Annotated in this window: 23 protein-coding genes and 1 pseudogene; 3 read left to right on the top strand and 21 right to left on the bottom strand. The window is 41.0% G+C overall.

Annotated elements, in window-relative coordinates; genetic code table 11:
• Positions 1–3: 3 nt before the first annotated feature.
• From J2S23_RS03635 to J2S23_RS03595, 9 genes are all read right to left on the bottom strand, one after another.
• Positions 4–2,487 (bottom strand): LTA synthase family protein, encoded by a 2,484-nt coding sequence (locus tag J2S23_RS03635; protein ID WP_307121398.1) that lies wholly within the window; start codon positions 2,485–2,487, stop codon positions 4–6.
• Positions 2,484–4,241 carry a rhamnan synthesis F family protein gene (locus tag J2S23_RS03630; protein WP_307121397.1) on the bottom strand — a complete coding sequence of 586 codons (1,758 nt, stop codon included), beginning with the start codon at positions 4,239–4,241 and terminating at the stop codon, positions 2,484–2,486. The genes J2S23_RS03635 and J2S23_RS03630 overlap by 4 nt, the downstream gene beginning before the upstream one ends.
• Positions 4,238–5,992 carry a glycosyltransferase gene (locus tag J2S23_RS03625; RefSeq protein ID WP_307121396.1) on the bottom strand — a complete coding sequence of 585 codons (1,755 nt, stop codon included), beginning with the start codon at positions 5,990–5,992 and terminating at the stop codon, positions 4,238–4,240. The genes J2S23_RS03630 and J2S23_RS03625 overlap by 4 nt, the downstream gene beginning before the upstream one ends.
• Before the next feature lie 11 nt (positions 5,993–6,003).
• The gene (locus J2S23_RS03620; RefSeq protein ID WP_307121395.1) at positions 6,004–7,203 is read right to left on the bottom strand and encodes an ABC transporter ATP-binding protein; all 1,200 of its coding nucleotides are present in this window, start codon (positions 7,201–7,203) and stop codon (positions 6,004–6,006) included.
• A gap of 2 nt (positions 7,204–7,205) precedes the next feature.
• A complete protein-coding gene (locus tag J2S23_RS03615) occupies positions 7,206–8,009 on the bottom strand; it encodes an ABC transporter permease (protein WP_307121394.1) in 804 nt (267 codons plus the stop codon).
• Positions 8,006–8,947: a glycosyltransferase family 2 protein gene (locus J2S23_RS03610; RefSeq protein WP_307121393.1), complete on the bottom strand. Its 942-nt coding sequence runs from the start codon at positions 8,945–8,947 to the stop codon at positions 8,006–8,008. The genes J2S23_RS03615 and J2S23_RS03610 overlap by 4 nt, the downstream gene beginning before the upstream one ends.
• Positions 8,944–10,092 carry a beta 1-4 rhamnosyltransferase Cps2T gene (gene cps2T / locus J2S23_RS03605; RefSeq protein WP_307121392.1) on the bottom strand — a complete coding sequence of 383 codons (1,149 nt, stop codon included), beginning with the start codon at positions 10,090–10,092 and terminating at the stop codon, positions 8,944–8,946. The genes J2S23_RS03610 and cps2T overlap by 4 nt, the downstream gene beginning before the upstream one ends.
• Positions 10,093–10,635: 543 nt before the next feature.
• A complete protein-coding gene (gene ptsP, locus J2S23_RS03600) occupies positions 10,636–12,363 on the bottom strand; it encodes a phosphoenolpyruvate--protein phosphotransferase (protein WP_307121391.1) in 1,728 nt (575 codons plus the stop codon).
• Positions 12,364–12,366: 3 nt separating this feature from the next.
• Positions 12,367–12,630, bottom strand: a complete 264-nt coding sequence (locus J2S23_RS03595) for a phosphocarrier protein HPr (RefSeq protein WP_168549411.1) — start codon at positions 12,628–12,630, stop codon at positions 12,367–12,369.
• Between the two features lie 317 nt (positions 12,631–12,947).
• On the opposite strand from J2S23_RS03595, the gene J2S23_RS03590 reads away from it, so the two are divergent.
• The 3 genes from J2S23_RS03590 to citC are packed head-to-tail and all read left to right on the top strand — an operon-like array spanning position 12,948 to position 15,577.
• On the top strand, positions 12,948–13,643 hold the full coding sequence (locus tag J2S23_RS03590) for a GntR family transcriptional regulator (protein ID WP_307121390.1): 696 nt from the start codon (positions 12,948–12,950) through the stop codon (positions 13,641–13,643).
• Positions 13,615–14,505, top strand: coding sequence for a triphosphoribosyl-dephospho-CoA synthase CitG (gene citG / locus J2S23_RS03585; protein ID WP_307121389.1), 891 nt, complete (start codon positions 13,615–13,617; stop codon positions 14,503–14,505). Before J2S23_RS03590 ends, citG begins: the two co-directional genes overlap by 29 nt.
• 34 nt (positions 14,506–14,539) lie before the next feature.
• The gene (citC, locus tag J2S23_RS03580) at positions 14,540–15,577 is read left to right on the top strand and encodes a [citrate (pro-3S)-lyase] ligase (RefSeq protein ID WP_307121388.1); all 1,038 of its coding nucleotides are present in this window, start codon (positions 14,540–14,542) and stop codon (positions 15,575–15,577) included.
• Positions 15,578–15,648: 71 nt separating this feature from the next.
• On the opposite strand, the gene citX is transcribed toward citC, so the two are convergent.
• The 12 genes and pseudogenes from citX to J2S23_RS03520 form a co-directional block, all read right to left on the bottom strand.
• Positions 15,649–16,200, bottom strand: coding sequence for a citrate lyase holo-[acyl-carrier protein] synthase (gene citX / locus J2S23_RS03575; RefSeq protein WP_307121387.1), 552 nt, complete (start codon positions 16,198–16,200; stop codon positions 15,649–15,651).
• Positions 16,201–16,362: 162 nt separating this feature from the next.
• Positions 16,363–17,649 (bottom strand): 2-hydroxycarboxylate transporter family protein, encoded by a 1,287-nt coding sequence (locus J2S23_RS03570; protein WP_307121386.1) that lies wholly within the window; start codon positions 17,647–17,649, stop codon positions 16,363–16,365.
• Positions 17,650–17,674: 25 nt separating this feature from the next.
• A pseudogene (citF, locus tag J2S23_RS03565) lies at positions 17,675–19,216 on the bottom strand (citrate lyase subunit alpha).
• 1 nt (position 19,217) lies between these two features.
• Complete coding sequence (locus J2S23_RS03560; protein ID WP_307121385.1) at positions 19,218–20,111, bottom strand: aldolase/citrate lyase family protein; 894 nt, start codon at positions 20,109–20,111, stop codon at positions 19,218–19,220.
• Positions 20,099–20,416 (bottom strand): citrate lyase acyl carrier protein, encoded by a 318-nt coding sequence (gene citD / locus J2S23_RS03555; protein WP_307121384.1) that lies wholly within the window; start codon positions 20,414–20,416, stop codon positions 20,099–20,101. The genes J2S23_RS03560 and citD overlap by 13 nt, the downstream gene beginning before the upstream one ends.
• Before the next feature lie 46 nt (positions 20,417–20,462).
• The gene (locus J2S23_RS03550; RefSeq protein ID WP_307121383.1) at positions 20,463–21,593 is read right to left on the bottom strand and encodes a sodium ion-translocating decarboxylase subunit beta; all 1,131 of its coding nucleotides are present in this window, start codon (positions 21,591–21,593) and stop codon (positions 20,463–20,465) included.
• A 20-nt stretch (positions 21,594–21,613) separates the two neighbouring features.
• A complete protein-coding gene (locus J2S23_RS03545) occupies positions 21,614–21,967 on the bottom strand; it encodes a biotin/lipoyl-containing protein (protein ID WP_307121382.1) in 354 nt (117 codons plus the stop codon).
• A 15-nt stretch (positions 21,968–21,982) separates the two neighbouring features.
• A complete protein-coding gene (locus J2S23_RS03540; protein WP_307121381.1) occupies positions 21,983–22,273 on the bottom strand; it encodes an OadG family protein in 291 nt (96 codons plus the stop codon).
• Between the two features lie 11 nt (positions 22,274–22,284).
• Positions 22,285–23,682 carry an oxaloacetate decarboxylase subunit alpha gene (locus J2S23_RS03535; RefSeq protein WP_307121380.1) on the bottom strand — a complete coding sequence of 466 codons (1,398 nt, stop codon included), beginning with the start codon at positions 23,680–23,682 and terminating at the stop codon, positions 22,285–22,287.
• Positions 23,683–24,132: 450 nt separating this feature from the next.
• Complete coding sequence (locus J2S23_RS03530) at positions 24,133–24,477, bottom strand: hypothetical protein (RefSeq protein ID WP_307121379.1); 345 nt, start codon at positions 24,475–24,477, stop codon at positions 24,133–24,135.
• Positions 24,478–24,487: 10 nt separating this feature from the next.
• Positions 24,488–25,780, bottom strand: a complete 1,293-nt coding sequence (locus J2S23_RS03525) for a DUF1576 domain-containing protein (protein WP_307121378.1) — start codon at positions 25,778–25,780, stop codon at positions 24,488–24,490.
• A 181-nt stretch (positions 25,781–25,961) separates the two neighbouring features.
• Entirely contained in the window at positions 25,962–26,633 is a 672-nt protein-coding gene (locus J2S23_RS03520) for an amino acid ABC transporter permease (RefSeq protein WP_307121377.1), read from the bottom strand.
• Positions 26,634–26,682: the final 49 nt, after the last annotated feature.

The raw sequence follows: 26,682 nt of genomic DNA, 5'->3' as shown, positions 1-26,682 counted from the left end.
TGATTACTTGATCGTAAAGAACTCAGGATATTCCAGTAAATATCCTTTCCCTAGCATCAAATCATATTCAATTAATTTCAGTTCGTCAGACGTAAGTGTCTCACTTTCTTTTGGATTCTGCCGATCCTCATTTTCTAATACTTCAGTCAATAGGGCATAGTAAGGTGAAACTTTAGCATCTATTTGTTTAAACACAAGAGCTGGAAAGTCACTTGAATTAACATAAGGATGATCTAATTTCTCTGTTTGAAAATTACTCCAAACAAAATAATCTGTTTGATACTGACTATTTGGATCATCCGAAAAGATAGCAGATGGATAGAGTCCTGGAAGATGGTCACCATAAAAGACTACTGTAATTTTTTTATCCATGTCAGATAGGGTATCCAGGAAATCCTTAGTCATGATATCTGTATCTTTTAAAAGGCGTACATAATTGGTTAGATTTTTAGTTTCTTCTGCACTAAATCCTTCACCAGTTGCTGTAATTTCCACAGGCTCATCTTTTTCCCATGGAATATGGTTTTGCATGGTAATGGCTGAGAAGAATTGTGGCGTGTCCTGTGTTAATTGACTCTCAATTGCATAATAGGTTGTTTTATCACTCGCATTGGCACCATTATATTCCAGCATAGTCGGTTCATCATCAGTACCACCTAAGGCAATAAATGTCTCAAAACCAAAATCTTTATAGATAATATTCCTGGAATAGTTGGCACCATTATGAAAATGTACTGCCACTTTATCTTTGTCTTCATAAAATTGACTAATCGTTGGCACATAGGTCATTTTAGGAATAACTTCTGTGTTCATTACAGAGACACTTGGTGAAAGGTTATAATAAGGCAAGCCAATCAATGTTTGTATTTCCATATTGGCAGTGCCACCTCCATAGAAATCTGAACGCATTGTCCCACTGGTATAATCTTGCATAATCGTTTTAATATTTGGCAAGACTTCTTCACTAATAGTAATCCCAGGAAGTCTCATAGGATCCGCAAAACTTTCACTAAGAATATAAATAATCGTGTGTTCTTCAATTTGACTATCACGGGTTTCGTTGATTTCAGTGGCTAATTTACTGTACTTCTCAACTATTTCTTTAATAGATGTCTCATTATATCCTTCGGGAACTGGCATTACTTCTTTAGTAATTTGTTTAGTCCAGACATACATTAACGATTTATAACTAGCATTTTTGGTAAAGCCCATCCATGTTAAATCAACTATATTATTTAACTTTGAGATGACCGGTACATTATCAACAATTTTAGAATTTTCTTCTGTTCTAAAGATAGTAAAAATACCTAACCATAGGGAAGCAACGGTCAGAAGGCCGATAGCTCTCATTCGCTTTCGTTCAAATATTGCTCCAGGTAGCCATTTTTTATAACCTAATATAAATAATATTAAAGCTACAGCTACCGTTATAAAAATATTTATTAAAATTTTGTGTTCTACAAAACTCGATAAAAGAGAAATTTCTTTAATCCATACAAAATCGGTTACCAGCAGTGGTTCACTTCGGAGTCCTTCTTTTAAATAATTAGCAACTGATACAATTGATCCTAGTGAAACGATAATTAGTGTTCCAACAAAGACTCTATTGGTAATAAAATAGATTAATAAAAAAAGAGAAAAAAGAATAGTGAATTGATAGATAAAAGCCCCTGGAAATAGGTATTCACCTAAAATGGTGTGATCACTTCTTATACCAAATTGGATGGTATAGTTAAAAATAATGGCAAATAAAGCACTGGCAGACAGAACGAGATTGAAGCTAGCATTATTGTTTTTTAGATCCCTTAATCCATTTAAAAGACTATGTGCTAATGCAATGAATGCTAAACAAGAAATAAAGGTATTTAACGCTAAGAATAGCAAATAGTAGGACAGGTAATTCTCTTCGGCAAAAATCGTTAAATGAGACGTGCTATGAAGGAGTATTTTAATATCATTGACAGCAAAAGAACCTATTAGACACGCTAAGATAAAATGATTAGAGCCATTTTCTGGCAAAAACCGTTGACTTTTTTTATGAATCCCAAATTCTGTTAAGAGATAGCGAAAGACAAAGGATAGAACAACAATCAGTAAACCTGTTTCTAAAAACCCTGTCTCTAACAGCATGTTTTCAGACCAATTTCCTACTTCAAAATCCGGGTTATTAAGGTTAACTGATATTAAAATAAAATATGATGAAACAATATAAACAAGGTAACCGATTAAAAGTTTTAAAAGGTCCTTGATTGTAATAGATTTAGAAGCTAAAATGGCAAAACCGACAATTGCAATGTAGTATAGAAATTGTGTTATTCCTTGATTAGCTTGATTCAAGTCGGACATTGAAAACTGATCTAATAATCGATTTATTATTAAATGATAATTAATAATAAAGATAAACAAGAATGCGAGTGGCGAATGCCATCTGATCTTCCTGAGTATATTTTTGATCGTCTCAAAGACCTGTATAAGTTTATTCTTCATGATTTGATTTTATCCCTGAGACGGCGCAGGATATATTTAACAGCCGTTCCGGGTCCAATTATAATATATTTTAGTGCACCTTTTATGCCACCGATTTGGTCAAAATTAATGTAAGTATTTGGCACATTATCTGGTCGAATATTTAGGACACGATTATCGACAAAAGGTGTAATGTAACTTGTATTTTTAGAAATAGCATAGTCATAATTCCTTGCCCATGCTAAATAAACCAATATCCGTTCAATGGCATGTAAGATGGTATGCTGAGGCAAGGGTTCAGCTGGAATCTCATCATTTGTTAAGTCCAAATCAAATAGAGGTTCTAAAGCCTCATACTTGAACCAGATGAATGTCCCATAGCTCATGATAAAGGTGTTTTCAGCTTCAAAATTGATTGATCGGTCAAGATTCATGCGTTCCCATAGCTTATTCATATCTTCTGCAAATCGAAATTCATTCCAAGGATCTACTATTTTAGTGTATCTAAAGAAGGATGGAATATCAGCGATGACCAATCCTAACTCAGGGTTCGTTTCAAATTGAGAAATAATATTGTCAGCAGGTGTTAAAAGCATTTGGAATAATTCATTCCGCCATGAATCTCCTACCCAATGAGGGTATTCTGGTGATTTCTTTGTATGGAAGTGACCAATGATATCATACTGTGATAAAACATCTTTTAGTTTTAACATAGGAATCACATCACGACCTTTAGCTCCTGTGACTACAATTTGGCCCTGCATACCATTTCGGTCTAAAAGCGTTTGGATATCACTTTTTTTAGACTCCTGATCTGTTGTCAGGAAAAGATCAAAATCAAATGAAAATGCTTTAAAAGCCCGTAAGAAGTCCTCGACCAAGTCTACATAAAAAGCGTGAAGATGGACGGCAATTTTTTGCTGACCAAATGAAATGCTCCCCTCCTTTAACACTTTCCTATCCAGCAAATAAGGTGGTGTTGGAAGGCTAATTTTAGACATGTGAGAGGTGATAAGATCGACAGGATAGTCTGACACGCGCTCTATTTCATTGAGTAAATAGGGCGACAAATGCTGAATCAAGTCGAAGGTCTTGATTTTGATAAATGGCACACGATTAGCAATCAGAATATGTGGGTAGTGGATGGTGAAATTATAATGTTGAAAATCCTTGACTAAGGGGACCGTATTTAAGATTGCTTGGTATTTAAAATCATTTTCCACAAATAATTTGGTGTATTTGGTTTCATAGTTATCAATCACCTTTTGGACATCCGTATAAGCTTCCACAGAGTTCCAAAATTCTTTAAAGACATCCGATTGAATAATGTTTTTCTTAAATGAAATAAAATAAGATTGCAGATGCTCATCGATATAGATGCTTCCAGCATCTACTGCACCATGATTGGTCATTCCCCAGAAATCTGTCTCACTATCTGTTTCATAACGGTTATAGACTTCTTCCATATCCCAAAGTGGACCGAAACAAGTATCATTCATCATGGTGATGGAATCGTATTGCTCAGCATCTCCAAGACCAATATGTTTTAAACCTTCTGCCCAAGCCGCAAAGTCGTATCCTGTGTTTTCACGCTGTATAAAATCATCAATAAGATTCAATGATTGTAAGTGATTCAAATCCTCATCAGTAAAAAGACTGTTTGATATAAAAACCGTCTTTTCAAATAAGGGGGTCATTTTTTGAAGTTGGTAGATAACATGGTTACTTAATTGATCATATTTATTAAAATGAACATACAAAAGTAAACGTTTCATTTAGCTCTCCTAAAGAAGTTTATTATTTTAGTTGGAATTGTCCAGCGACGAGAAGTTATGACACTATTGTACTCATGTTGAAGAGCCGCCATATCCTCTATCCTTTGACGCAGGTCTGATTCTAAGGCTTTATTTCGCTCTTGCTGATGCTCTATCTCATCCTTTAACTGATGTTTATCTTGGCTCAACTGATTATAGTAATGATTCAGTTGAGCTACATGATCACTATACTCTAATTTCTCATACTGGAGGATCAGTTTCTGATGGTGGTATTGACTAACATCGTAAACAATTTGAGGGTCAAAAGTCGTAAATGTCAGTTTACCATCCTTCTCTAAAGCATTTGAAAAGATCGGTTCGATCTCTGTCTGACTGTCTTTTTCGACAAGCTGGACTGCTTTAAAACTAGCTGGATTTTCAGACAAATCAATCCTGATTTGATTGTTTTCTTGAACTTCCAGTTCAATGCTGTCACTCTTTTTCAATGGATAAACAGCAGACTTAACCGGGTGAAACTGGTCATCATTTGAAAAGAAAATAGATACTGTTTCGTTTTTAATGTGTTGAAGAACATCTGAGCTAAATGATAGCCCCATTAACTCAGAATAAAGATTTTGAACTCCTTGATTCCTCTTATCTTCTAGCACATTTAGCTGATTGACTATGTTCTTACTGGCCTCTTCAATGGTATAGAGTTCCCAGGCTTTCTGACTATCTGTCAGAGCTTGTTCTTTTTTGGCTTCGAATTGATTCAGTAGAAGATTCATCTCATCGCTTAAAGTATCAATAGAGCCTAACGGGTAAACCGTTCCTGCATTAAACACCTCCTTGACGGAGAGATGACCAACGTTGTCAGAGATTATTGCTGGAACCCCTTTTAAAATAGATTCTACAAATACCAATGGAAAAGCTTCAAGTTTGGACGAAAAAACAATGATATCCGAACTCCCCACGTGATCCCATGGTTTTTCTTGAAATCCTAAAAAATGGATATTTTTGATATCATGACTTTGGATATAGTCGTCACACTTTTCCTTATAGTCATCATCCCAACCGCCGATAAAGACAAGGCTATCAGGTTTTGCTTCTAACCTTGAAAAAGCTTTAATCAGCTCTAACTGATTTTTTCGTTCCGTTAGTGCACCAATAGAAATAAAGCGTCTTTCTTTCGTCTCTTTCAGAGGGGTATCTGAAACGTTTGAAAATGGCAAAAAGGATTCTAATTTTTGACTAGAAAAGTATTTGGAAAGCTCCTTAAAAAGCTCTCCTTCTACTGCAAAAATTTTATCTGAAAGTTGATCGAGTAATGTTAACTTTTTAGAATAATATTCAAATTCACCATAAGGAAACTCATGCAGTAAGTAAAAACTTGGAATTCCTTCGCTTCTTGCTGCGACAGCCCCTTGAAAAACATTGACAGTGTTAGAAATGACTAAGTCAATCCCTTCGGTTTTAATAATGTCTTTAATGTCAGCGATGTTCTGATGGTGATAAACCCTTATACTGTCAAGTGTGAAAGGACTATCCCCTGGTGCCTCAGGCCACCACCATTTCAAGGTCTCCATCGGATAAGAGCCAATGCCTTCTTCTTCCATCAACTTTAAGTAATGGGGATAGGTTGCTGAATGATTAGCAGGAAACACATTATAAACCTGATGTCCTAAGGACACCAAGTAACTCATAACATTGAGACCTGCTTTCTCAGCACCATTATCGAGAGTCCCTGTTGGTGAAATGAATAGTAGTTTCATCTTTACATTCCTTATTTATTAGTTTGCCACTGTCCCTGTCTTACCAATAAGCCAGTTGATGAATCCACTTCTGAAAAGTTAGACTCATCCACTTTACGATCAACTGAAAAGATTGGTGGATTTGGAATCATCAACATATCGACATCGTGTTGTTTATCATCTCTGAGATAGGCCATCAAGCGTAATTTGACATGATTAAAATAAGGCAACTGACACTGATAACGTAATGTTTTATGGCCTTTTCCTATGCATTTAAAATCCCATGAATTATCATTATACAGGCCTAGTCCTGTCGTAATATCCACAAAAGAAAAGGCAATATGGATCGGCAGATTATCTTTTAAGAGTTCAAATGAAAATTCAAATTCTAAGGTATCCTCTGGGGTCACCTTATCTGGTGTTAACATTTTGACGCTAAAGTTTTCGATAAGCTTCTCTTTTTCATCATCCGTTTCTACTTCTGTAGCTACTTGAATATTGTCAAAACTATATTGGTTTGAGACATCAACCGGATCACCCTGCGCCTTGATCAACCCATCCTCAATCAGTATAGCCTTATTGCAGTATTTTTTAACGGCGCCCATATCGTGAGTGACTAGGATAGTGGTTTTACCGCTATCTTTGCGCTCTAGGAAGTAATCGTTACACTTGCGTTGGAAGGCTTCATCTCCAACGGCTAGAACCTCATCAAGGATTAAAATATCTCCCTGAGCCTTAATAGCAACCGAAAAAGCCAGGCGGACCTGCATCCCGCTGGAGTAATTTTTGAGCTTTTGGTTCATGAAATCGTGGAGCTCGGCAAAGTCAACGATGTCATCATACATGGCATCGATTTCCTGTGTCGTAAAACCTAGCATGGCACCGTTGAGATAGACATTTTCCCGACCGGTTAGCTCTGGGTTAAAACCAACCCCCAACTCGATAAAAGAAACCATCTTGCCATTGACCGTAACAGAACCCTTTTCAGGCTCATAGATTTGAGAAATGATTTTGAGCAAGGTAGACTTACCGGAGCCATTTCGCCCTAAGATTCCGAAGAAGTCGCCTTCTTCCACATCAAAGGTAATGTCTCTAAGGACATGTTGTTCTTTGTAGCCTTTTATTCCTCTAAATCGGTTGACTAGGGCTGTTCGAAGACTCTGGGTACTCTCGGTTGGTAATTTAAAATACTTGCTGACATGGTCAACACGAACTGCTATTTTTTTATCCATTCTTATAAAATCTCCGCAAAGCGACTGGCATTTTTATTAAACACGGTGAGCCCGATGACAAAAATAATCACAGGGATCACATATGGAATCGCAACAATCAATGGGTTATTAATCAGATTCCAGGTCGTAATATTGGCCGGGTGTATCATGAGGTGACGGGCATCTTGGATCATTTGAGCCAGAGGATTGAGCATAATTAACTTCCCAACTGTCTGGCTGTAATTCAGCACAAGCGACAGTGAGTAGATGATTGGTGTTGCATACATGCCAGCCTGCATGATAACTTCCCAAACCGGTCCGATATCCCGATACTTGACGTACAAGGTCGCTAATAAGAACGCTACACCTGTCGAGAGTAAGCATAATTCTAAAAAGAGTGGAATAATCCAAAGCCATTTGATTGTAATCGGCACCCCATTTAAAACCGTAAAGAGCATGACAACTATCAGGTTAATCCCGAAGTTGATGGCTGCATTAGCAATGGATGAGATAACGATGATTTGTTTGGAAAAATTCAATTTACGCAACAAATCGCCACGCGCCACAATGGATGTCAGTCCCATGGCTGTTGATTCTTGGAAGAAATTCCACATGACCATCCCTAGTAGCAGGGCAACTGGAAAGTGGGGCACATCACTTCCCAATCTCAAAAAACGAACAAAGACAAAGTATTGCACCGTAAAGAGCATTAAGGGTTTTAAGATAGACCACAGATGCCCAATCAAACTGCCTTGATAGCGTAACTTAAAATCCGTTTTAATCATTTCCCTTAAAAGGATACGATTACGTTTGTTAAAAAAATTCATTGAGATTCATCTCTCCTATAAGCAAATTTTGTAATGATAAGGCTTCGAAAAACAAAGGTGTGAAAAGTGCGGTTCTTACCTAAGTTAAAGGCTTTTAAGGTTTTGATACGCTCCATTAGAGGTTGATCCATGATATGAACAAAAGCCTCTACCATAGAACGGTCTTGAGCCTTTAACGGAAGGGCCAAGAGCTTTTTAGCCTGTCGTTGTGAGTCCTTAATCAAGGTCCAATATTTTTGAAAGAGCAGGGACGGCCGTAGCCAGTTCTTCATCCGTTTTCGCCAGGTACGTGCCCCCAGAACATTTGAGGCGTGTTGCCGATAAAGTTCTGTTGGACAATCCAGATAGACCAGATGGCCGAAAGCTGACGCTAAGAGGGCCAAATACCAATCGTGCATGAGGAGATCTTCTGCATCCGTCCATAAGTCTGCCAGGGCATGATTAATCATCATGGTCCCACCTGTGACCGTGTTTTCTGTTAGTTCTTGTCGTAAATTGGTATTGGCATGATGTGACTGAGTGCGAATCATGCTCTCGTGCATAACGGTCAACCCTTGATCAACCACTTTAAGGTCTGTATAGACCAGCAGAGGTTTATCCTGTGGATAGGTGTTAGCCATCTCTAATTGTTTGGCGAGTTTATCTTCCAGCCAAACATCATCTTGGTCACTGAAAAAGTAATACTCTGCTGTTTCAGCCTTTAGCAAAGTAAAAAAACTTTTAATGACGCCAAGATTTTCAGAATGCTCTGGATTGAGCAATCGTATCCGTGAATCTCTCTTTTCGTATTCTGCTATGATATGACGCGTTTGATCGGTCGACCCATCATCACGTATCAGTAGCGTCCAGTCCTTGAAGCTTTGCTTGCGGATGCTTTCAATCTGCTCTTTTAAAAACTGCTCACCATTGTAGGTGGCCATGAGAATCATGACGTTCATGATAAGAATAACTCCTCATAAGTGGAGACAATTTTCTCCCAAGTGTAATTTTCCAGCATGTGAGCCTTGGCCTTACGACCTAAGTCAGAGCGACTTTCTCCCTGATCAACCTGATCAATCAAAGACGCCAAACTGTCATCGTCCTTAGACCAGTATAGGGCTGTGTCAAGAGCCACTTGCTGGTTAAAGGAAACCCCTAAGACCAGGTTCAAATCCGTATGGGCCAAAGCTTCAAGGAGACCTGGATTGGTTCCACCAACCTCGTGTCCATGAATGTAGGCAAACGCCTGCTCACGGATATACTTAAGCAAGTCCTGATCATAAACTGTGCCTACAAAATGAATACGGTCATCCTGATCAAACCCTGTGACAGCTTTAAGCTCCTCAAAATACGGATTACTCTCATGATTAGCTATGATTAAGAGCTTTCGTTTGGTCTGTGATGCCATGAACTGACGCAAACTCGTTTCATAATTATTCTCAGGAACAAATCGTCCTAAAATCAAGTAATAGTCCTGCTCAGCAGTCTGCCATTTCTCATAGAAATCTCGGACTTGTTTGTCTTGACCAGTTAAGGGTGAAGGAGTCAAGTCAGTGCCATAGGCAACCATGGTCGTCTTGGACCACGGGTAGGATTCCTTTAAGTAGCTTTCAATTCCTGCATTATCAGCAACCACCAAATCAGCCGATTGTGTCATGGCCTTTTCAGCATGTTTTAGATAGGACTGAACGGGTTTAGACCACTTGGCTCGTTTCCACTCTAACCCATCTGGATTGATCAAAAAGAGGCCACCCGCCTGCTGGATTCGCTTGGCAAAGGGTTTGATAAACCCACCAATAGTATTGCCTAAGATATAAAAAATGGGACGCTGAATCCCTTGCTCTCGGACTAATTGAAGACCGTATTGAATGGCCATCATGTCATAAGCAATCACTCGAGCAGGCCCAAGCTTAGGAGCCTTGATGGTATAGCAATCTGCCCCTTTATAGTCAAAATGCTGGTGACTTTTCTCATCTGAAAGACAGGCAACATGGTATTTTATCTGGTCACTTTGCTGATTGGAGACGAGTTGGTCTACAAAGGTTTCAAAGCCACCATAAGTAGCTGGCAACCCTCGGCTCCCAATAATAAAAACGTGTTGCATAAGGCTCCTTTCTGACAAGATAGCTGGATTTTTCCTATTTCTGAAATAGATCTCTATGAGCGGCGTTATAGACCTAATCGCCTCTGAGATGATAAATGATGGGCTTTCAGACCTAATGGCATGAGAAATTTTCATATCATATAAGCTTTGGCCCCTTGGGCAGATCAGCAATCATTCACTATTCATGACAGACTGCATCGCCTTTTCCATCCTCAGAATCTCAGTTTATTCGCTGAGTGGCAGTATAATCATTTGATTATACCATTTTTCTAGGGATTTTTCATGTTAAACCCTCATTTGATATTGACACACAATATTCCGTCACTGCAAGTAAAACGGTATAGAACTGACTAATAGTTGACACCATCATCACTCGCCAAATCAAAAAAAATCAACCACAAGCCCTAACTAGATAGATTATTCTAGTGAGGGCTTTGTGATTGATCATTTATTGGCCTAATGGCCGAGGGACAAACGAATCCACTTTTCTGACAGATCCCCATTAAGGAGGCCAGAATAATGTCTCAGTCTCTTAAATAGCTTTTAGTTAACGTATTCTGCTTGAAGGGCAATAACCTCTTCAGCTGTTGAACATTCTGTCAAAGCACGGCGAGCGTACTCTTCCATCTTCTTAGAATCCAAATTTTTCATCAAGCTACGTGTCCGAAGAACAGATGTTGCTGACATAGAGAACTCATCCAAGCCCATTCCGACAAGAAGGGGAACAGCTTGTTGGTCACCAGCCATTTCGCCACACATACCTGCCCATTTGCCTTCAGCGTGAGCTGCTTTGATGACATTGTCAATCAAACGAAGGATTGATGGGTTATAAGGTTGGTAGAGGTATGACACTTGTTCGTTCATACGGTCTGCAGCCATCGTATATTGGATCAAGTCATTTGTACCGATTGAGAAGAAGTCTACTTCTTTCGCAAATTGGTCTGCAAGCATAGCCGCTGCAGGGATTTCGATCATGATACCGACTTGGATGTCATCAGCTACGGCAACGCCTTCTGCTAAGAGGTTCGCTTTTTCTTCATCGAAGACTGCCTTAGCAGCACGGAATTCTTTCAAAAGGGCAACCATAGGGAACATGATACGTAGTTGACCGTGAACAGAAGCACGCAAGAGTGCACGAATCTGTGTACGGAACATGGCATCACCAGTCTCAGAGATAGAGATACGAAGGGCACGGAAACCAAGGAATGGGTTCATTTCGTCTGGTAAATCGAAGTATGGCAATTCCTTATCTCCACCGATATCCATAGTACGGACCACAACTGGTTTACCATTCATGCCTTCAAGGACAGCTTTATAAGCTTCGTACTGTTCGTCTTCAGTTGGGAAGTCTTGCGAATCCATATAGAGGAACTCTGTACGGTAAAGACCAACTGCTTCAGCACCGTTATCGTTAACCCCTTCAACGTCTTTCGGTGTACCGATGTTGGCAGCCAACTCAAAGTGTTTGCCATCTGCTGTTACTGTTTGAGCATCTTTTAAGAGAGCCCACTCAGCTTTTTGTTTAGCATAAGCTTCACCAGCTGCTTTGAATTCTGCGATTTGCTCATCTGTTGGGTTAATGACAACCTCACCAGTAATCCCGTTTACTGCCAAGATATCACCAGATTTCACACGATCTGTGATGTTGTTTGTACCAAGGACAGCTGCAATTTCAAGGGTACGTGCCATAATAGCAGAGTGACTCGTACGTCCACCGATATTGGTAACGAAGGCCTTAACAAAGTTTTTGTCTAACTGAGCTGTATCAGAAGGTGTCAAATCGTGTGCGATAACGATTGACTCTTCAGAGATGGCTGCTGGGTTAGGAAGGTTAACTCCTAGGAGGTTAGCCAAGACACGCTTCGCAACGTCACGAATATCTGCTGCACGCTCTTGCATGTATGGGTTGTCATCCATACCTTCAAAGAGAGTGATAAACATGTCTGTTACTTCTTTAAGACCTGTTTCAGCATTTGTCTTTTTAGCGCGGATTGTTTCTTTAATCTGACCAACCATTTCAGGGTCAGCGAGAACCATCAAATGGGCATCGAATACTGCTGCCGCTTCTTCGCCCAAGCTACCTACTGCTTTCTCACGGATAAGAAGAAGCTCGTTTTGAGAAGCAACAAGTGCTTCGTCCAAACGAGCTTCTTCTGCGTTTGTGTCTTCAACTGTAATCGTTTCAAAGGACAAATCCGGTTGAACAAGTAGATATGCTTTAGCAACGGCAACACCGTCAGATGCTGCGATTCCTTTAAGCAATTCTGTCATGTCTTATGCCAATCCTTCTTTTTCCATTGTTTCTGTGATAGCAGCAAGTGCTTCGTCAGCATCTGCACCTTCAGCAGAGATAGTCACGTCAGCACCTTGGCCAACACCAAGACTCATAACACCCATGATTGATTTCAAGTTTACAGATTTACCTTTGTACTCAAGAGTAATATCTGATGAGAATTTGCTTGCTGTTTGAACCAACAAAGTTGCTGGACGAGCGTGAATACCTGTTTCTGCCACTACGTGGAAATCTTTTGAAGCCATATGGTTTCTCCTTTTTGTTTTACAAATTTATGAATTATCCTTCTGATAACCCTTACAATTCTAGATTATACCACTTCTTCAATGATTTTTCAATCATTTAACTGGGTCTTTTCAGAAAATTATTGTTTATGGCTTAGTTTAAAAGAGGAATGTTACCAGTAGGTTCAAATTCCCTTTGCTAACTGCTAAGCATTACTATCAAAGATGACCTAACAACAGAATCTTAAAAAATCTAGGCTACATTTTTAGGAAGGTTTAGTGTATAATGGTAATAATCTAAAAGATGGTCGACGATTTATGATGAGAAAGGAACGTTTATGAATCCTTATATCGACAGTGTGAAGAAAAACTTTCAACAGAGTTCTCAAAAAACTTTAAAGGAAAGCATTTATGAAGCTTTTCGAAAGACAATCATTCTCCGTGAAATACCAACTGGGGAGCGCATTAATGAAAAAGAATATGCAGAGCTATTAAATATCAGTAGAACACCTATCCGGTACGCCCTACAAGAGCTTGCTAAAGAAGGTCTCGTTGAACACACTCCAAAGGTCGGTGTCGTTGTACGCGGTGTCAGCTTAGCAGACGCTTATGAGATTTTCGATATTCGAAAGGCCCTTGATTCCTTAGCGACCATCAAGGCTGCTCAACTCATGACCCCAGAAGATTTTGAAGAACTACGTCTCCTTCTAGAAGAAGGCAATCGGCTAGATGCTGCTGATGAGGTTGATGCCTTGCTTCAAAACTTTACGGATTTTAATCACTTTATTTATGAGAAAAGTCAGATGCCTCGAATGCAAAACATCGTTCAAACCTTGAGGGAATACCTGATTTATTTCAGAGATGTGTCTATCCGGTCTTCGAAACGTCGCCATATTGCCCTAGAAGAGCATTGGGGCCTCTACGAAGCCATGAAAGAAAAGGATGAGGAGACCATACGTAGAATTACCAATGAACACCTTGATTTCTCCCTTCGTTTTATCCTAGATGAAATGGAGCGTCGCCACATTGGATAGTTTTACAGATGCTCACATTGTCACCATGGCTGTTAAAAGCCTTTTATACGAGGTTAGTTTGAGTCCAAAGCCTGGCCTGGTGGACCGCTTTAATACTGGTGCTCATCACGATATGGATCTCACACTCTTTATCGATAGCAGCCTGAGTCTCATTCCTTATTTTGAGGCCTATCTAGAGGCTGGAAATCGCCACCATGGCCCCCTGCCACTGCTTTTTGACCGTGCTAGAGTAATTGGCGTTGACGCTGAAAAAGGGATGTTTGAGGCCACAAATGGCACCAATACACATAAGGGAGCCAACTTTTCCTTTGCCTTGGTTCTCGTTGCTCTAGGCTACTACCGTGGCCAGACGGAAAAGCGAGGGCTTCTAACAGCAACGGATAGCCAAAAGGTCTTAACCCTCATCAAGGAAATGTGCCATGATTGTGTCATGGCTGATTTTGCATCCATCGATCAGACCAAAAAGCTCTCCTATGGGGAAAAACTTTATTGTGAGTATGGGTTAACAGGTATCAGGGGCGAAGCAGCATCAGGCTATCAGACCTTGCAGGATCTTTTGTTGCCAGCGTTGAGGGGTTATATAACCCAGTTTGGTCAAGAAGAAGCTTTTTTGAGGGCGCTAGTTCTATTGATGAGTGAAGTTGAAGACGGCAACATTATCCATCGTGGAGGCATTAAAGCCTGGGAAACCATCAAAGAAGAATGCCTTACCGTCACTGTTCAAAACTTGGCCACTGAGGAGTTCTACCAGTGGCTGACCGATTATGACCAAGAGCTAATCAAGCGCCATCTTAGCCCTGGGGGCAGCGCTGACCTCCTTGCGCTCGGCTACTTCTTTATGCAATTAGAAGGATTGATTTAGTAAAGGATGTCGCATCAATAAGAGAGGAGTTTCTATGTCTTGGACGGTTTCTACCATCTATCCTTTTGATCAAAAAGGCCAACAACAGCTCACACAGCTACTAACAACAGAAGGGATTCAAAAAGACGCTAATCTCGACTACAGTTGTGGGATTTATGACGATAATCAATTGGTTGCCACAGGATCTTGCTATGGCAACACGTTGAGATGTCTAGCAGTCGACCAAAGCTACCAGGGTGAAGGCTTTATGAACCTCATCCTCAGCCATCTGACAACCTATCAGTTTGACAGAGGCCACAGGCATCTCTTTTTATACACCAAACCAGAGACAGCCCAGTTTTTTAGTGACTTAGGTTTTTATGAAATCGTTAGAAGTCAAGACATTGTCTTTTTGGAAAATAAAAAAAATGGCTTCCACAATTATCTGGACAAGCTAGAGAAACCTCAGCATAATGTCTCCTCAGTAGCCGCTGTGGTCATGAATGCCAATCCTTTCACGTTAGGTCACCTCTACCTGATCGAAAAAGCTGCGCAGGAAAATGACCTTGTCCACCTCTTTATTGTTAGCGAAGATAGCAGTCTGGTGCCTTTTACCGTTCGAAAGAAACTGGTCAAATCTGGGACTGCTCATCTGGACAACCTGATCTATCATGACACGGATTCTTATATGATTAGCCAGTCCACCTTCCCAAGTTATTTTCAAAAAGACAGTGAAGCTGTCATTCGCAGTCAGGCTGCCGTGGATTTACATATTTTTAGTCAAATCGCTAAAAAACTGGGGATTCAAAAACGCTATGTTGGCGAGGAACCGCATAGTATGGTAACCAATCTATACAACCAAGTGATGTCTGATGTCCTCCCACAGGCAGGCATCTCATTTGTCCTAGTCCCTCGCAAAGCTATCTCCAGTAATCCGATTAGTGCTTCCACCGTCCGCCAACTGATCCAGCTAGGTGATTTCGAAAGTCTTAAAAATCTTGTTCCAGAATCCACATTGGCTTTTTTCAAAAGTCCTGAAGCCGCTCCTATTATCGCAAACATTAAAGCGCAGGACAATGTCGTCCACTATTAACCCAATTAAAAAAATCCAGCAGGAACAGAAGTCTTCTCTCCACCTGCTGGACTTTTTTAGTTTTGGAAGGTTTAAACCAAGTGATTATCCTTGGCTAGCTGGCTGATAAAAGCCTGCATTTCTTCAACAGAGTGGGTCCGATTGCGCCCACAGGCTTTAGCTGGTTGATCACAAATCAAACACATTCGCTCAGGAAACCCGAGATCCGTCCGAGAAATGCTTTGAACCTGCTCTTGTTTGGAATCTTGATCACGATAGATGACATCAATATCAAACAAACGGCCCAGTGGCGAATTCTCCTCTATGGCAACCATCCATTTTTTAACCTCTTTCGGAGGTTGGGCTACCATGATGAAGGCTTCGATACCTGTTTTCCAATTGATCACTTTTTGGTCAATGACCTGAACATTATGGTCAACGATTGACCGGATAATGTCATTAAACCCTTGTTGAAAAAGGGCTTTTATAGCGGCATTATTTTTGATTGGTCCTGGAATATTGCATTTGTAGTTGATGAGGGTATTCCCTTCGTATTGCTTCAGCAACTCATTTTGCAACTGAACCCTTGATTCCCGTGCATTCAATACGTCCTGCAGTGTAACGGACTGACCTGTTTCAAACATATTTTCTCCCCTTTTTCGACTCCCTTTGCTAGCTTATGGAGTCCCAATAGCTAATCAGCCCGGCTGTTCCCCTATTTTTTGAGCGCTTGACGTTTAACCATGACCATTTAAAGAAGGCTGAGCAACTGTCCAGCCTTCTTTGAGTTTATACTATTATTCGGATTACAAGAACATTCCGAAGATGATACTTGCAATGACAAGGACAAGGCCACCACCGAGACGAGAAGAAAGTTGGGCGTATGAGATCAAGTCCATACGTTCTGCCGCACCAAGAACGGCCAAGTCTCCAGAACCACCACGGTTAGCCATACAAAGACCAGCTGTAACGGCTGAATCGATAGGGTAAAAACCAACAAGGTAGCCGACAATAGCTGATCCAAGGATAGCACCAATAACGATCACCAAGGCCATGACAACGTTTGAGAAGGTAAGAGCTGCTAGTAATTCTCCAAGGTCTGTATCGATACCGACACCTACCATGATGATGAGAATCATGTTTTTCGTGAAGAAGCTTTGAAGCACTGTTGCCGCCTTGCGGACATAAGTAGGAATGATACCTGTTGCGTTAGCGATAACCACGAAGATAATCATGTAAGCAAAGGTATGGATAGCTACACCAAAGACCGTTGGTAATAAGACCTCACTAAAGAGACGTCCTAAAGCATAGAAAGACAGGGCAAGAAGGAAAGCACCACCGTAGTCAATCATAGAAAGTTTAACAGTTTCTTCTTCAACTTCAATTTCACTGCTCTTACGCATCAAACTTTTTCCATCACCAGTCAATTTAGGTTGTTTTTTACCGATACCATTTAAGATACCTGCTGTAATGATGGCAAAGATGTTGGCAATAGTTAGGATTGTAATGGCAAAACTATAGTAAGTTGCTGCTGGTTGACCAGTCGTTTTTTCATAAATTTGACTGAGCGGAACAGCACCAGCACCGTTACCACCACCCATAATTGGAAGGACGTATTTAATCATAACGTCGGCTGGGTTGATACCAAACAACAAACCAAAGAGAATCCCGAGTAAGCCAGCTCCAGCCACACCACCTAAGATCGCAGGGATGTATCCAGCCATAGAACGTAACAAGAGTTTGCGCTCAAGCCCTAAAATGGATCCTGTAATCAACATAACGATGAAGAGCGTCAAGAAGTTGGCATCTTCTGTTGCAAAGTTCATCAACTCTACATATTCCTCAGGAATAGCATTGAAATAAACTAAGGCAGAGCTTCCTAAGAAGGCTAATACCAAACCACCACCGATGTAGGTGTTCCAAATTGGAATACGTTTCCCAATCTCATTAAAGATCACACCGATTGACAGCATGATAGCAAAGGCACCTGCCAAATCTTTTGACAAAGCTCCCGTATACATTGTTACCAAACAGATAACGATAAGACCTGCAGCTAGTACAGGTGGCAAACCTAGAAATTTCATCTTTTTCATGAAATTTTCCTCCCCCAAAAATGTTTTAATTTTTTATATTTTTAACAGTGTCAATGAGTGTTCCATCACGATACTCAATTAAGGCAACAACCTTATCACCATATTCGATCGGATCAGGATTGCCTACAATTTCATAGGCTTTTTCCTGTAATTCCTTAATAGTGAATTGAGGAACTTTCAGGTCCTTGAAGTGTTCAACTAGGTCAGGACGGTTCGGGTTAACTGAGATACCGATTTCCGTTACCACGACATCAACACTAGTACCTGGTGTGATAACAGTGTTGACTTTTTCAACAAAGGTCGGAATGCGTCCGCGTACCAAAGGTGAGATAACTAGACTCATCTTTTAAGCAAAGGCTGTATCACAGTGTCCACCTGACGCCCCGCGGATGACCCCATCAGACCCTGTCATAACATTGACGTTAAAGTCTGTGTCAACCTCAAGGGCTGAAAGGATACATGTATCTAAACGGTTGACCATAGATCCTTTGCTAAGCGGTGAAGCATACATGTTGGCATCAATCTCGTAGTGTTTACCAGCATTACGGTCGATCGAGAGTGCTGATGGATGGTCAAAGTCTTGAACGTCGATGATTTTTTCAACCAGACCTTCTTCTAGAAGTTCAACCATGGCATTGGTAATCCCACCAAGGGCAAAGCTAGCAGTGATGCCATCTTTTTTCATGGCTTCACGCATAAAGCGTGTAACTGCTAGGGATGCTCCACCAGTTCCTGTTTGGAAAGAAAAGCCTTCTTTGTAGTATGGTGAATTCGTAATCACTTTTGCTGCGTATTCTGCAATCAAGAGTTCTTTTGGATTCTTAGTAAAACGGGTAGCCCCTTTGGCAATCCCCTTAGGATCTCCAATCTCGTCAACAACCACCACATAGTCAACATCTGTTTGAGGAATACTGATTGGCGTATTAGGATATGGGACTAAGGTATCGGTAATGATAACAACCTGATCCGCATATTTTGCATCAACCATGGCGTAACCAAGGGACCCACAAACGGCCTTACCTTTGGTTCCGTTAGCGTTACCGTATTCATCAGAACTTGGAGCTCCGAGAAAGGCCACATCGATGTGAACATCACCACGGGCGATGGCACGGGCACGGCCACCATGCGAGCGAATGACAACAGGATTTTCCATGATTCCCTCAGAAATAGCAGCTCCTAATTTGTCACGAAGTCCAGATGAGGTGATATTGGTCACGACACCGTTTTTGATATGCTCGATTAAAGGCTCATGGACATTGGCAATTGAACTTGGGGCAATCGATAAATTCTTAAAGCCCATCTTGGCAATTTCATCCATGACCATGTTCATGACATAGTCCCCTTCACGGAAATGGTGGTGGAAGGAAATGGTCATGCCATCTTTAAGACCCGTTTTTTCAATCGCTTCACGGATTGATCCCACTAACTTTTCATCGCGAGGTTTAGCAGGCTTGATGGTACGCGTTGATTCCTGATAGTCTTTAATGTTTTCAAGTTCACCTTCAAAAACACCAAATTGATCTGCGTACTCTTGAGGAATGTCTCGTCCTAATTTGTTTACAACCATCTTAAGCCTCCTCTTCTTCTATCAATCCTGCCGCAGCTGCTAAAGCGAGCACTCGCTGTGCACGTTCCACGATTGGTTTATCAACCATCTTACCGTTTAAGGAAACGACACCAGACCCCTTAGCCTCAGCATCTGCAATGGCAAACATAACTTGGTGTGCATTGTCAATTTCTTTTTCTGTTGGGGCAAAGACTTCGTTGACCACAGGAATTTGACGTGGGTTGATAACAGATTTGCCATCAAAGCCAAGTTGTTTGATCCGTTCCACTTCACGACGGAAGTTTTCCATATCGTTTACATCAGAGAAGACTGTATCGACAGCTGCGATACCTGCAGCACGTGCTGCGTGGACAATCATAGACCGAGCAAAGAACAGTTCTTCCCCATTACGCTCAGGATAACGTTTTGTCTTCATTGACGTTACATAGTCCTCGGCTCCAAGGGCAATCCCTACTACACGCTCACTAGCTGTCGCAATCGCTAAGGCATTAAAGACCCCAGTTGGCCCTTCGATGGCACAAAACATCTTGGTTGAGCCAATGTCACGGCCGATTTTTTCTTCGACTTCTGTAATCACTTCAGCCACATCGATAACGTCTTGCGCTGTTTCTGTTTTAGGAAGACGAATACAGTCAATGCCTGCACGAACCATGGCTTCAACATCGTCACGACCACCTGCCGCAAGGTCATTGATCCGAACGATGGTTTCAGTATCTCCAAAATCAAAGGTTTTAACTGCTTGGTACAAAAGGAAACGCGCAGAATCTTTTTCTTTCAAGGAAACAGAATCTTCCAAGTCAAACATGATTGAATCTGCTCCGTAAAGATTGGCATCTCTTAGCATAGCAGCGTTACTTGCTGGGACAAACATCATTGTTCTTCTTAAACGTTCCATGTTTCAATCTCCTCCCAGTTAATCGCATCTACTGTACCGTTGGCACGATGTGCTGCAGCGATAACGCGCGCCTTAATTGTACAATCCAAGGCTCCTTTATCAACAGCTTCCACTTTTGCTGCTGTGATTCCTAGACTGTCAAGCGTTTCTAAAATCACTTTGCGGATTTGGCGTCCAAATTGTTTTTCAACAGAACTTTGCAACGTCAAATCAATGGTTTGTCCTGTAGCTGGTTCAATAACCACTTGAATATCAGAAGACTCTAAGGTCCCTGCTAAACCAGCTTGTTTAATGTCAAAACTCATTTTTAGACGATCCTTTCTATGTGATGAGAATGATATGATAACTAAATTATCCGAAATATTGTAAGAGCACACCTGCTGCAACGGCAGAGCCGATAACACCGGCAACGTTTGGCCCCATGGCATGCATCAACAAGAAGTTTGAAGGGTCTTCTTCGACACCGACACCCTGAACAACACGAGCTGCCATCGGAACTGCTGACACACCTGCGGCACCGATCATTGGATTAATTTTCCCTTTAGTGAGATGGTACATTAACCGTCCCATCAGGACTCCAGCTGCTGTACCTGCTGCAAAGGCAACCAAGCCGAGAAGGATAATTTTAAGGGTATCTGGTGATAGGAGAACATCTGCCTTAGCTTTTGCACCCACACTAACACCCAAAAGAATCGTGATAATGTACATCATTGAATTGGAGAGTGTCTCAGTAATTTTTGGCACTTGACCAGATTCTTTAATCAGGTTACCTAGCATTAGCATTCCGATTAGTGGAGCTGACGATGGCAACAGTAAAACTGTAAAGATCGTAACCACAATCGGGAAGAGAATCTTTTCTTTTTTGGAAACAGGTCGCAACTGTTCCATCTTCACTTTACGTTGTTCCTTAGTCGTCAAAGCACGAATAATGGGCGGTTGGATAATCGGTACCAAGGCCATGTAAGAATAGGCAGCCAAGGCAATCGTTGACAAGAGATGTGGGGCTAACTGGCTAGACAAGTAAATAGCTGTCGGGCCATCAGCACCGCCGATAATCCCAATCGAAGCTGCCTCTGGACCCGTCATGCCTAACATGATAGAACCTAGCAAAGCAACGAAGATACCAACTTGAGCCGCTCCACCTAGAAGGAGGGTCTTAGGGTTGGAAATCAAGGGACCAAAGTCTGTGGTAGCTCCCAAACAAAGGAAGATAAGCGGTGGGTATATCCCCTTATCTACCCCTTGGTAGAGGTAGTAAATCAAACCGCCTCCCGAACCATCAACAGGTGCATCCATCAGACCACCAAGTGGCAAGTTTACTAATAACATTCCAAATGCAATGGGAATGAGCAAATAAGGCTCATAGCCTTTGGCAATAGCCAAGTAGAGAAAGACACAGGCAATCCCTAAGGCAATCAAGGTTTTAAAATCTAAAGCAAAGAGGCCTGAAGATGTGACCATCTCGATTAAGGCATCAAACATAATGGTGAACCTCCCAACTCTTATAATGTGACGAGTGTAGCACCTGCTTCAACTTGTGCTCCTTTAGCAACCAAGACGTTACTTACTGTACCATCTTCAGGCGCTACAATTTCATTTTCCATTTTCATAGCTTCCAAGATGCAGAGGACTTGACCTGCTTTAACAGCATCTCCTGCTGTCACATTAACAGAAACAATGGTTCCTGGCATCGGTGCATTGACAGGTGTTCCAGAACTAGCAGCTGGTGATGCCGGAGTAACTGGAGTTGCTGGTGCAGGAGCTGACGCAGCTTGAGCTTGGAATTCTTGCGCTGAGACTTCTTCTACTGAGACATCGTAGGTTTTACCATTGACAGTAATATGATAATTTTTCATGTGTTAAACTACTCCTTACTTGATACGTTTAATAGATGTGATGCGGTATTTTTTATCCTGTTGGTTATCATTTGCCATGATTAGGGCTGTCAGAGCGGCAACCGTTTTGGTTTCTTCGTCTTCTTCAAGCACAGCTGGTGCAGGACTTGCTGCTGGCTGTGGGGTTGAGGCAACAGCTACTTGTTCTGAGCCTCCAATGTATTTGAAGCCACTAACGATAAGCATCAATCCGACCAGCACTATCATAACGACGATAATAGCTACTGCAGAAAGCCCTAAGGCTTCCATAATCGTAATATTTTCCACTTGCTTCCTCCTTACATGATAGCTTCGATGCGAATGATTTCAGACGCATCATCAGCTTCTTGGGCTTTTGGATTGTATTTTTTCTCTAAAAACTCTTTACCCAATTGAGGGAACATAGCACAGATAAGAACATCTTCATCGGTTTTAGCTAACCCAGCCAGATCTGCTTTGAGATGCTCAAACTCTGGCTCAAGTAAGTCAGCAGGACGTGTTGTAATAACCTCTTCGTCACCAATAATTTTTTGCTTGATAACGTCACTAATCGGTGCAGGGGATTGGCCGTACTTCCCACGAACATAGTCTTTGATTTCATTTGGAATCATTTTATACCGTTCTTTAGTCAACACGTTAAAGACAGCCTGTGTGCCGACCATTTGACTCATCGGTGTCACGAGTGGTGGGTAGCCAAGGTCTTCACGTACCTTAGGCACTTCTTTTAGCACTTCATCGTAAAGGTTTTCGGCATTAGCTTGCTTCAGCTGGGCATACAAGTTTGAGAGCATACCACCCGGCACTTGATACAGCAGGGTTTGAGGTTCAATGCCCATGATTTTTGGTGCTAAAATGCCTTCTTCGATATATTTTGCTTTTATGGGTTTGAAATACTCACTGATTGTGATAAGTGCTTGATCGTCTAGGCCTGTTTCGTAGCCTAATTCATTGAGAACCACAGCTAAGCTTTCTGTAGCTGGTTGACTTGTTCCCCCAGCTAGAGGTGAAATGGCTGTATCAATAATATCTGCACCAGCTTCAACCGCTGCTAAGTAAGTCATTTCAGACGTTCCACTCGTCGCATGCGTGTGAACTTCAATCGGTAAGTCTGTGACCTCTTTGAGGGCAGGAATTAATTCTTTAACTGCCGCTGGTGTTAGAATCCCAGCCATGTCTTTGATACAAAGCGAATCCGCTCCTAATGCCACCATATCCTTAGTCAGGTTTTGGTAGTATGAAATCGTATGAACTGGACTTGTCGTATAGCAAATAGTTACCTGCGCATGCTTACCAAATTTCTTGACTGCTTTAACACTGGCTTGAATATTTCGAACATCATTTAACGCATCAAAGATCCGAAAGATATCCATACCGTTTTTAGCAGCTGACTCTATAAATTTTTCAACAATGTCATCTGCATAATGGCGATAACCTAATAAGTTTTGTCCACGTAGTAGCATTTGTAGGGGCGTGTTAGGAGCGTTCTTTTTGAATTGTCTTAAACGTTCCCACGGATCCTCGTTCAAGTAGCGGACAGAAGCATCAAAAGTCGCTCCTCCCCAACACTCAAGAGCATTATAGCCAGCTCTGTCTAAATCTGCCATGATTGGCAGCATCTCATCTGTCCTCAGACGTGTCGCCATCAAACTTTGATGAGCATCCCGCAAAACTGTCTCTGTAAACCGTATTTGCTTCATTAAGACCACCTTTTCTAATATGATATGATACAGTAGGCGCTTTCAAGCCATTCATACCTCTAGTATACCATTGTTTTGTGCTTTTTTTCTCAAAAATACAATAAAAAAACAGTCAAAACACCAAAAAAACACAGGCTTGTCAAGTTATTTGCTCAAGCTGTGTTTGATATTTATTATAGTAAAAAGCTGACTGTCTCAGTTGAAAGAGCCCTATGAAATCGGCTATGCTATTACTGGACAAATCCACCGATCACTGCGGAGAAAAAGTTGCAGCCAGACCTCTAAACAGTCAGTAATGGTAATGGTTAATCTAAGACGAGGACAAGCTATTTTCTCGCTTTAGATCATTTTAAAACTAAAGATAAAAAAATATGTGCCTAGACTTTTCAATCTATGACACATCTTAGTGATTATTTTTAATTTTATCTACACAGCAACATCAAAGAACCATTACTTGCGATTGTAGCGTCTCACCTTTAAGGTTAAGATGCCATCCTCTAATTCGATCGAAGATTCATCCACTGCTTTTCCAAGAAGGGTATAGTCATGATCTGTGCCATGGCCACCTAGTAAAGCATTATAATATTCATCGATTTCAACCTCTCGCTCCAAGCTTAGGTCAGCCATCAAATGATCAAAATGGGTCGGCACATCCTCAGATGGTGTCGAGATAGCAAGATCAAACTTTTCGTCGTCTAAGTTGAACTTTATATCAAATTGAAAATAACAATGCTCTAAAAAGTAGCCAATTAGCTCTTTCATGATGCGAGTAGCTTTGCTTTTTTCAGTAATCATTTTTTAAATCTCACTTTTTATCTTTTTTTAAAGGGATTCGGTCTTTAATGCTATCAAGGATAGGAACCATAAAGGCTGCGACGAAACCTGTCGAAAACCCATTATTGTATAAGCTAAGTCCTAAATGCAGTCCAATAACGCTTTGTGCGACGTTGAATTGCAGAAAGCCAGCTATTACCCCAACTATTATACCATAATATCCAGCAATGGGGGCTAAAGCTGTCCCAAATAATAGGGGTAAAATAACAGTCAAATCATTTAGATGCCCGAAGGAAAAATAACCAGCTAAAAGAACACCTGCAGCAATGGGTAGGGTGTTCCGGAGATGTTTCCCGAAAGCAGCAAACCCAATAATCGACATTAAGCCTCCTGCGATCGGCCCGTTTAGTGGCATTCCTGTCAAGACGACGATGGTTAAGAAGGCCATCCCAGTAAGTCCCATGTTTAAGAAAGTCGTTCGACGCCCATATTTCATTACAAAATCATCCGGCAAGCGACCCACACGACGGTTGAGTTTACCAAACTTTAGCGTCATCTCATTAAAATCAGCACCAATCAGTGAGAAAATAATAAAATTTGCGCAGATAAAGGCAATATAGATATAGATATAGCGATGAGCATGGGTACTGATCATGGAAACACTGTCAACTTCAAACCCAAGATAACGAAGACAAGCATAAACCATCATGGCAATGATACCAGTCGTAAACCCCGTATTATAAAGGGTATACCCTTGGTGGAATTTCAGAAATGCTTCAGCCAGAGGCGGGGTTACAAATCCGAGGAAAAGTCCTAAACCTGTCGCTAGAAGAATTGAGGTTATGCTGATGCCTTGGTTGAGAAGGATATAAGAAACCAAGGGTGCTGTTGATGTTGCAAACAAACTTTGAGACGTGTGGAGTTTAAAGGATTGGCCGGACCACCATGAATAAAGAACAACCCCTAAAATAATAGGGACAATGTTTAACACATGGGTTCCAAAAAAGGAGTGTCCAATAAAAATACCAGCTGCCGCCAATTGAAATCCAGTTAAATGGGTTAAATTATTTCGGACATTAAGATAATAGGCGACTAAAAAGTGAAGAGAAACATTAAAGAAGGTAGCAGATATGCCAGCCACTTCAAAAAAATCATGAATCAGGTAGGTTTGGTGAAAAAGCAACTTTTGATAATTAGCAATAAGATCTTTACTATCAGGCATCAACATGGCATAGACAAACGTCACTATCGCCAGCAGAAGCAAATAGTCTTTTTCCCAGTGCATATGTAATTGCGCTTTTAGCTTCCTAGCTTTTTCTACCATAGTACTCCTTCTCTAGTATTTTATCAGTTACCGTTTACGTTAGCTCATTGACAACAAAATTAAACGATGTTTATATAGGTATCCGTTGCTCATATTCTTATCTTCTACCTTACCCAATTTCAGTATAATTGACAAGAGATTTTAGTGTTTTTTCATTGTCTTTTTGAAACCGTATACAGATTTACTGATAGGTTGCTAACCTGGTTTCAAGTCTAGATTGTCCAAAAGCATAAAGAGTGCATATTACCCAATAAACTAAGGCAACTAAAATATATACCGTCATGTAATCAGATTTGGCACCACCAACAATTTTAGCCTTATTAAAAATTTCTGGAACTGTAATCATAGCTGTTAGAGACGTGCTTTTAACCATATCTAAGAGAATATTGCTTAGTGGAGGTATGGCAATCCTTATCGCCTGAGGAATAATAACTTTTCGGTAGATGGTCGATGTTTTAATTCCGAGGGCTTTTGCCGCTTCCCATTGTCCTTTGTCGACTGCTGAAAGGGAGGAACGAATAATCTCAGCAATATAGGCGCTCGACATCATGGTAAAGCCCAAGATTGATGCCGTGATGGCATCTAGTTGAAGGCCAACAAAAGGCAATCCAAAGTAGATCAGAAACAAGAGCACCATTAGAGGAGTCCCTCGCATTAAGGAAATGTGGGTGTTCATCAGCCACCTCAATGGACGCAGCGACGACATTTTCATCAAAGCCACAAAGAACCCTAACACGGTACCTAGTAAAAAGCCTATCAAGGATAGAGACAGCGTGTAAGGGAGTCCTTCCAAGATACTTGGTAGGGCTTCAAGGGCTAAGGGAAGGCTAAAAATGGCATCCCATTTAATCATTGATTTCTCCTTCAAAATTTTTCAAGAAAAGGCTGGGCAAATTGTCCAG

Origin of the sequence: Streptococcus moroccensis (assembly GCF_030812835.1) — a bacterium.
GTDB classification, from domain to species: Bacteria; Bacillota; Bacilli; order Lactobacillales; family Streptococcaceae; genus Streptococcus; species Streptococcus moroccensis.
Note: the sequence above shows the minus strand (reverse complement) of the source record. Positions and strands in the feature narration are given on the sequence as shown.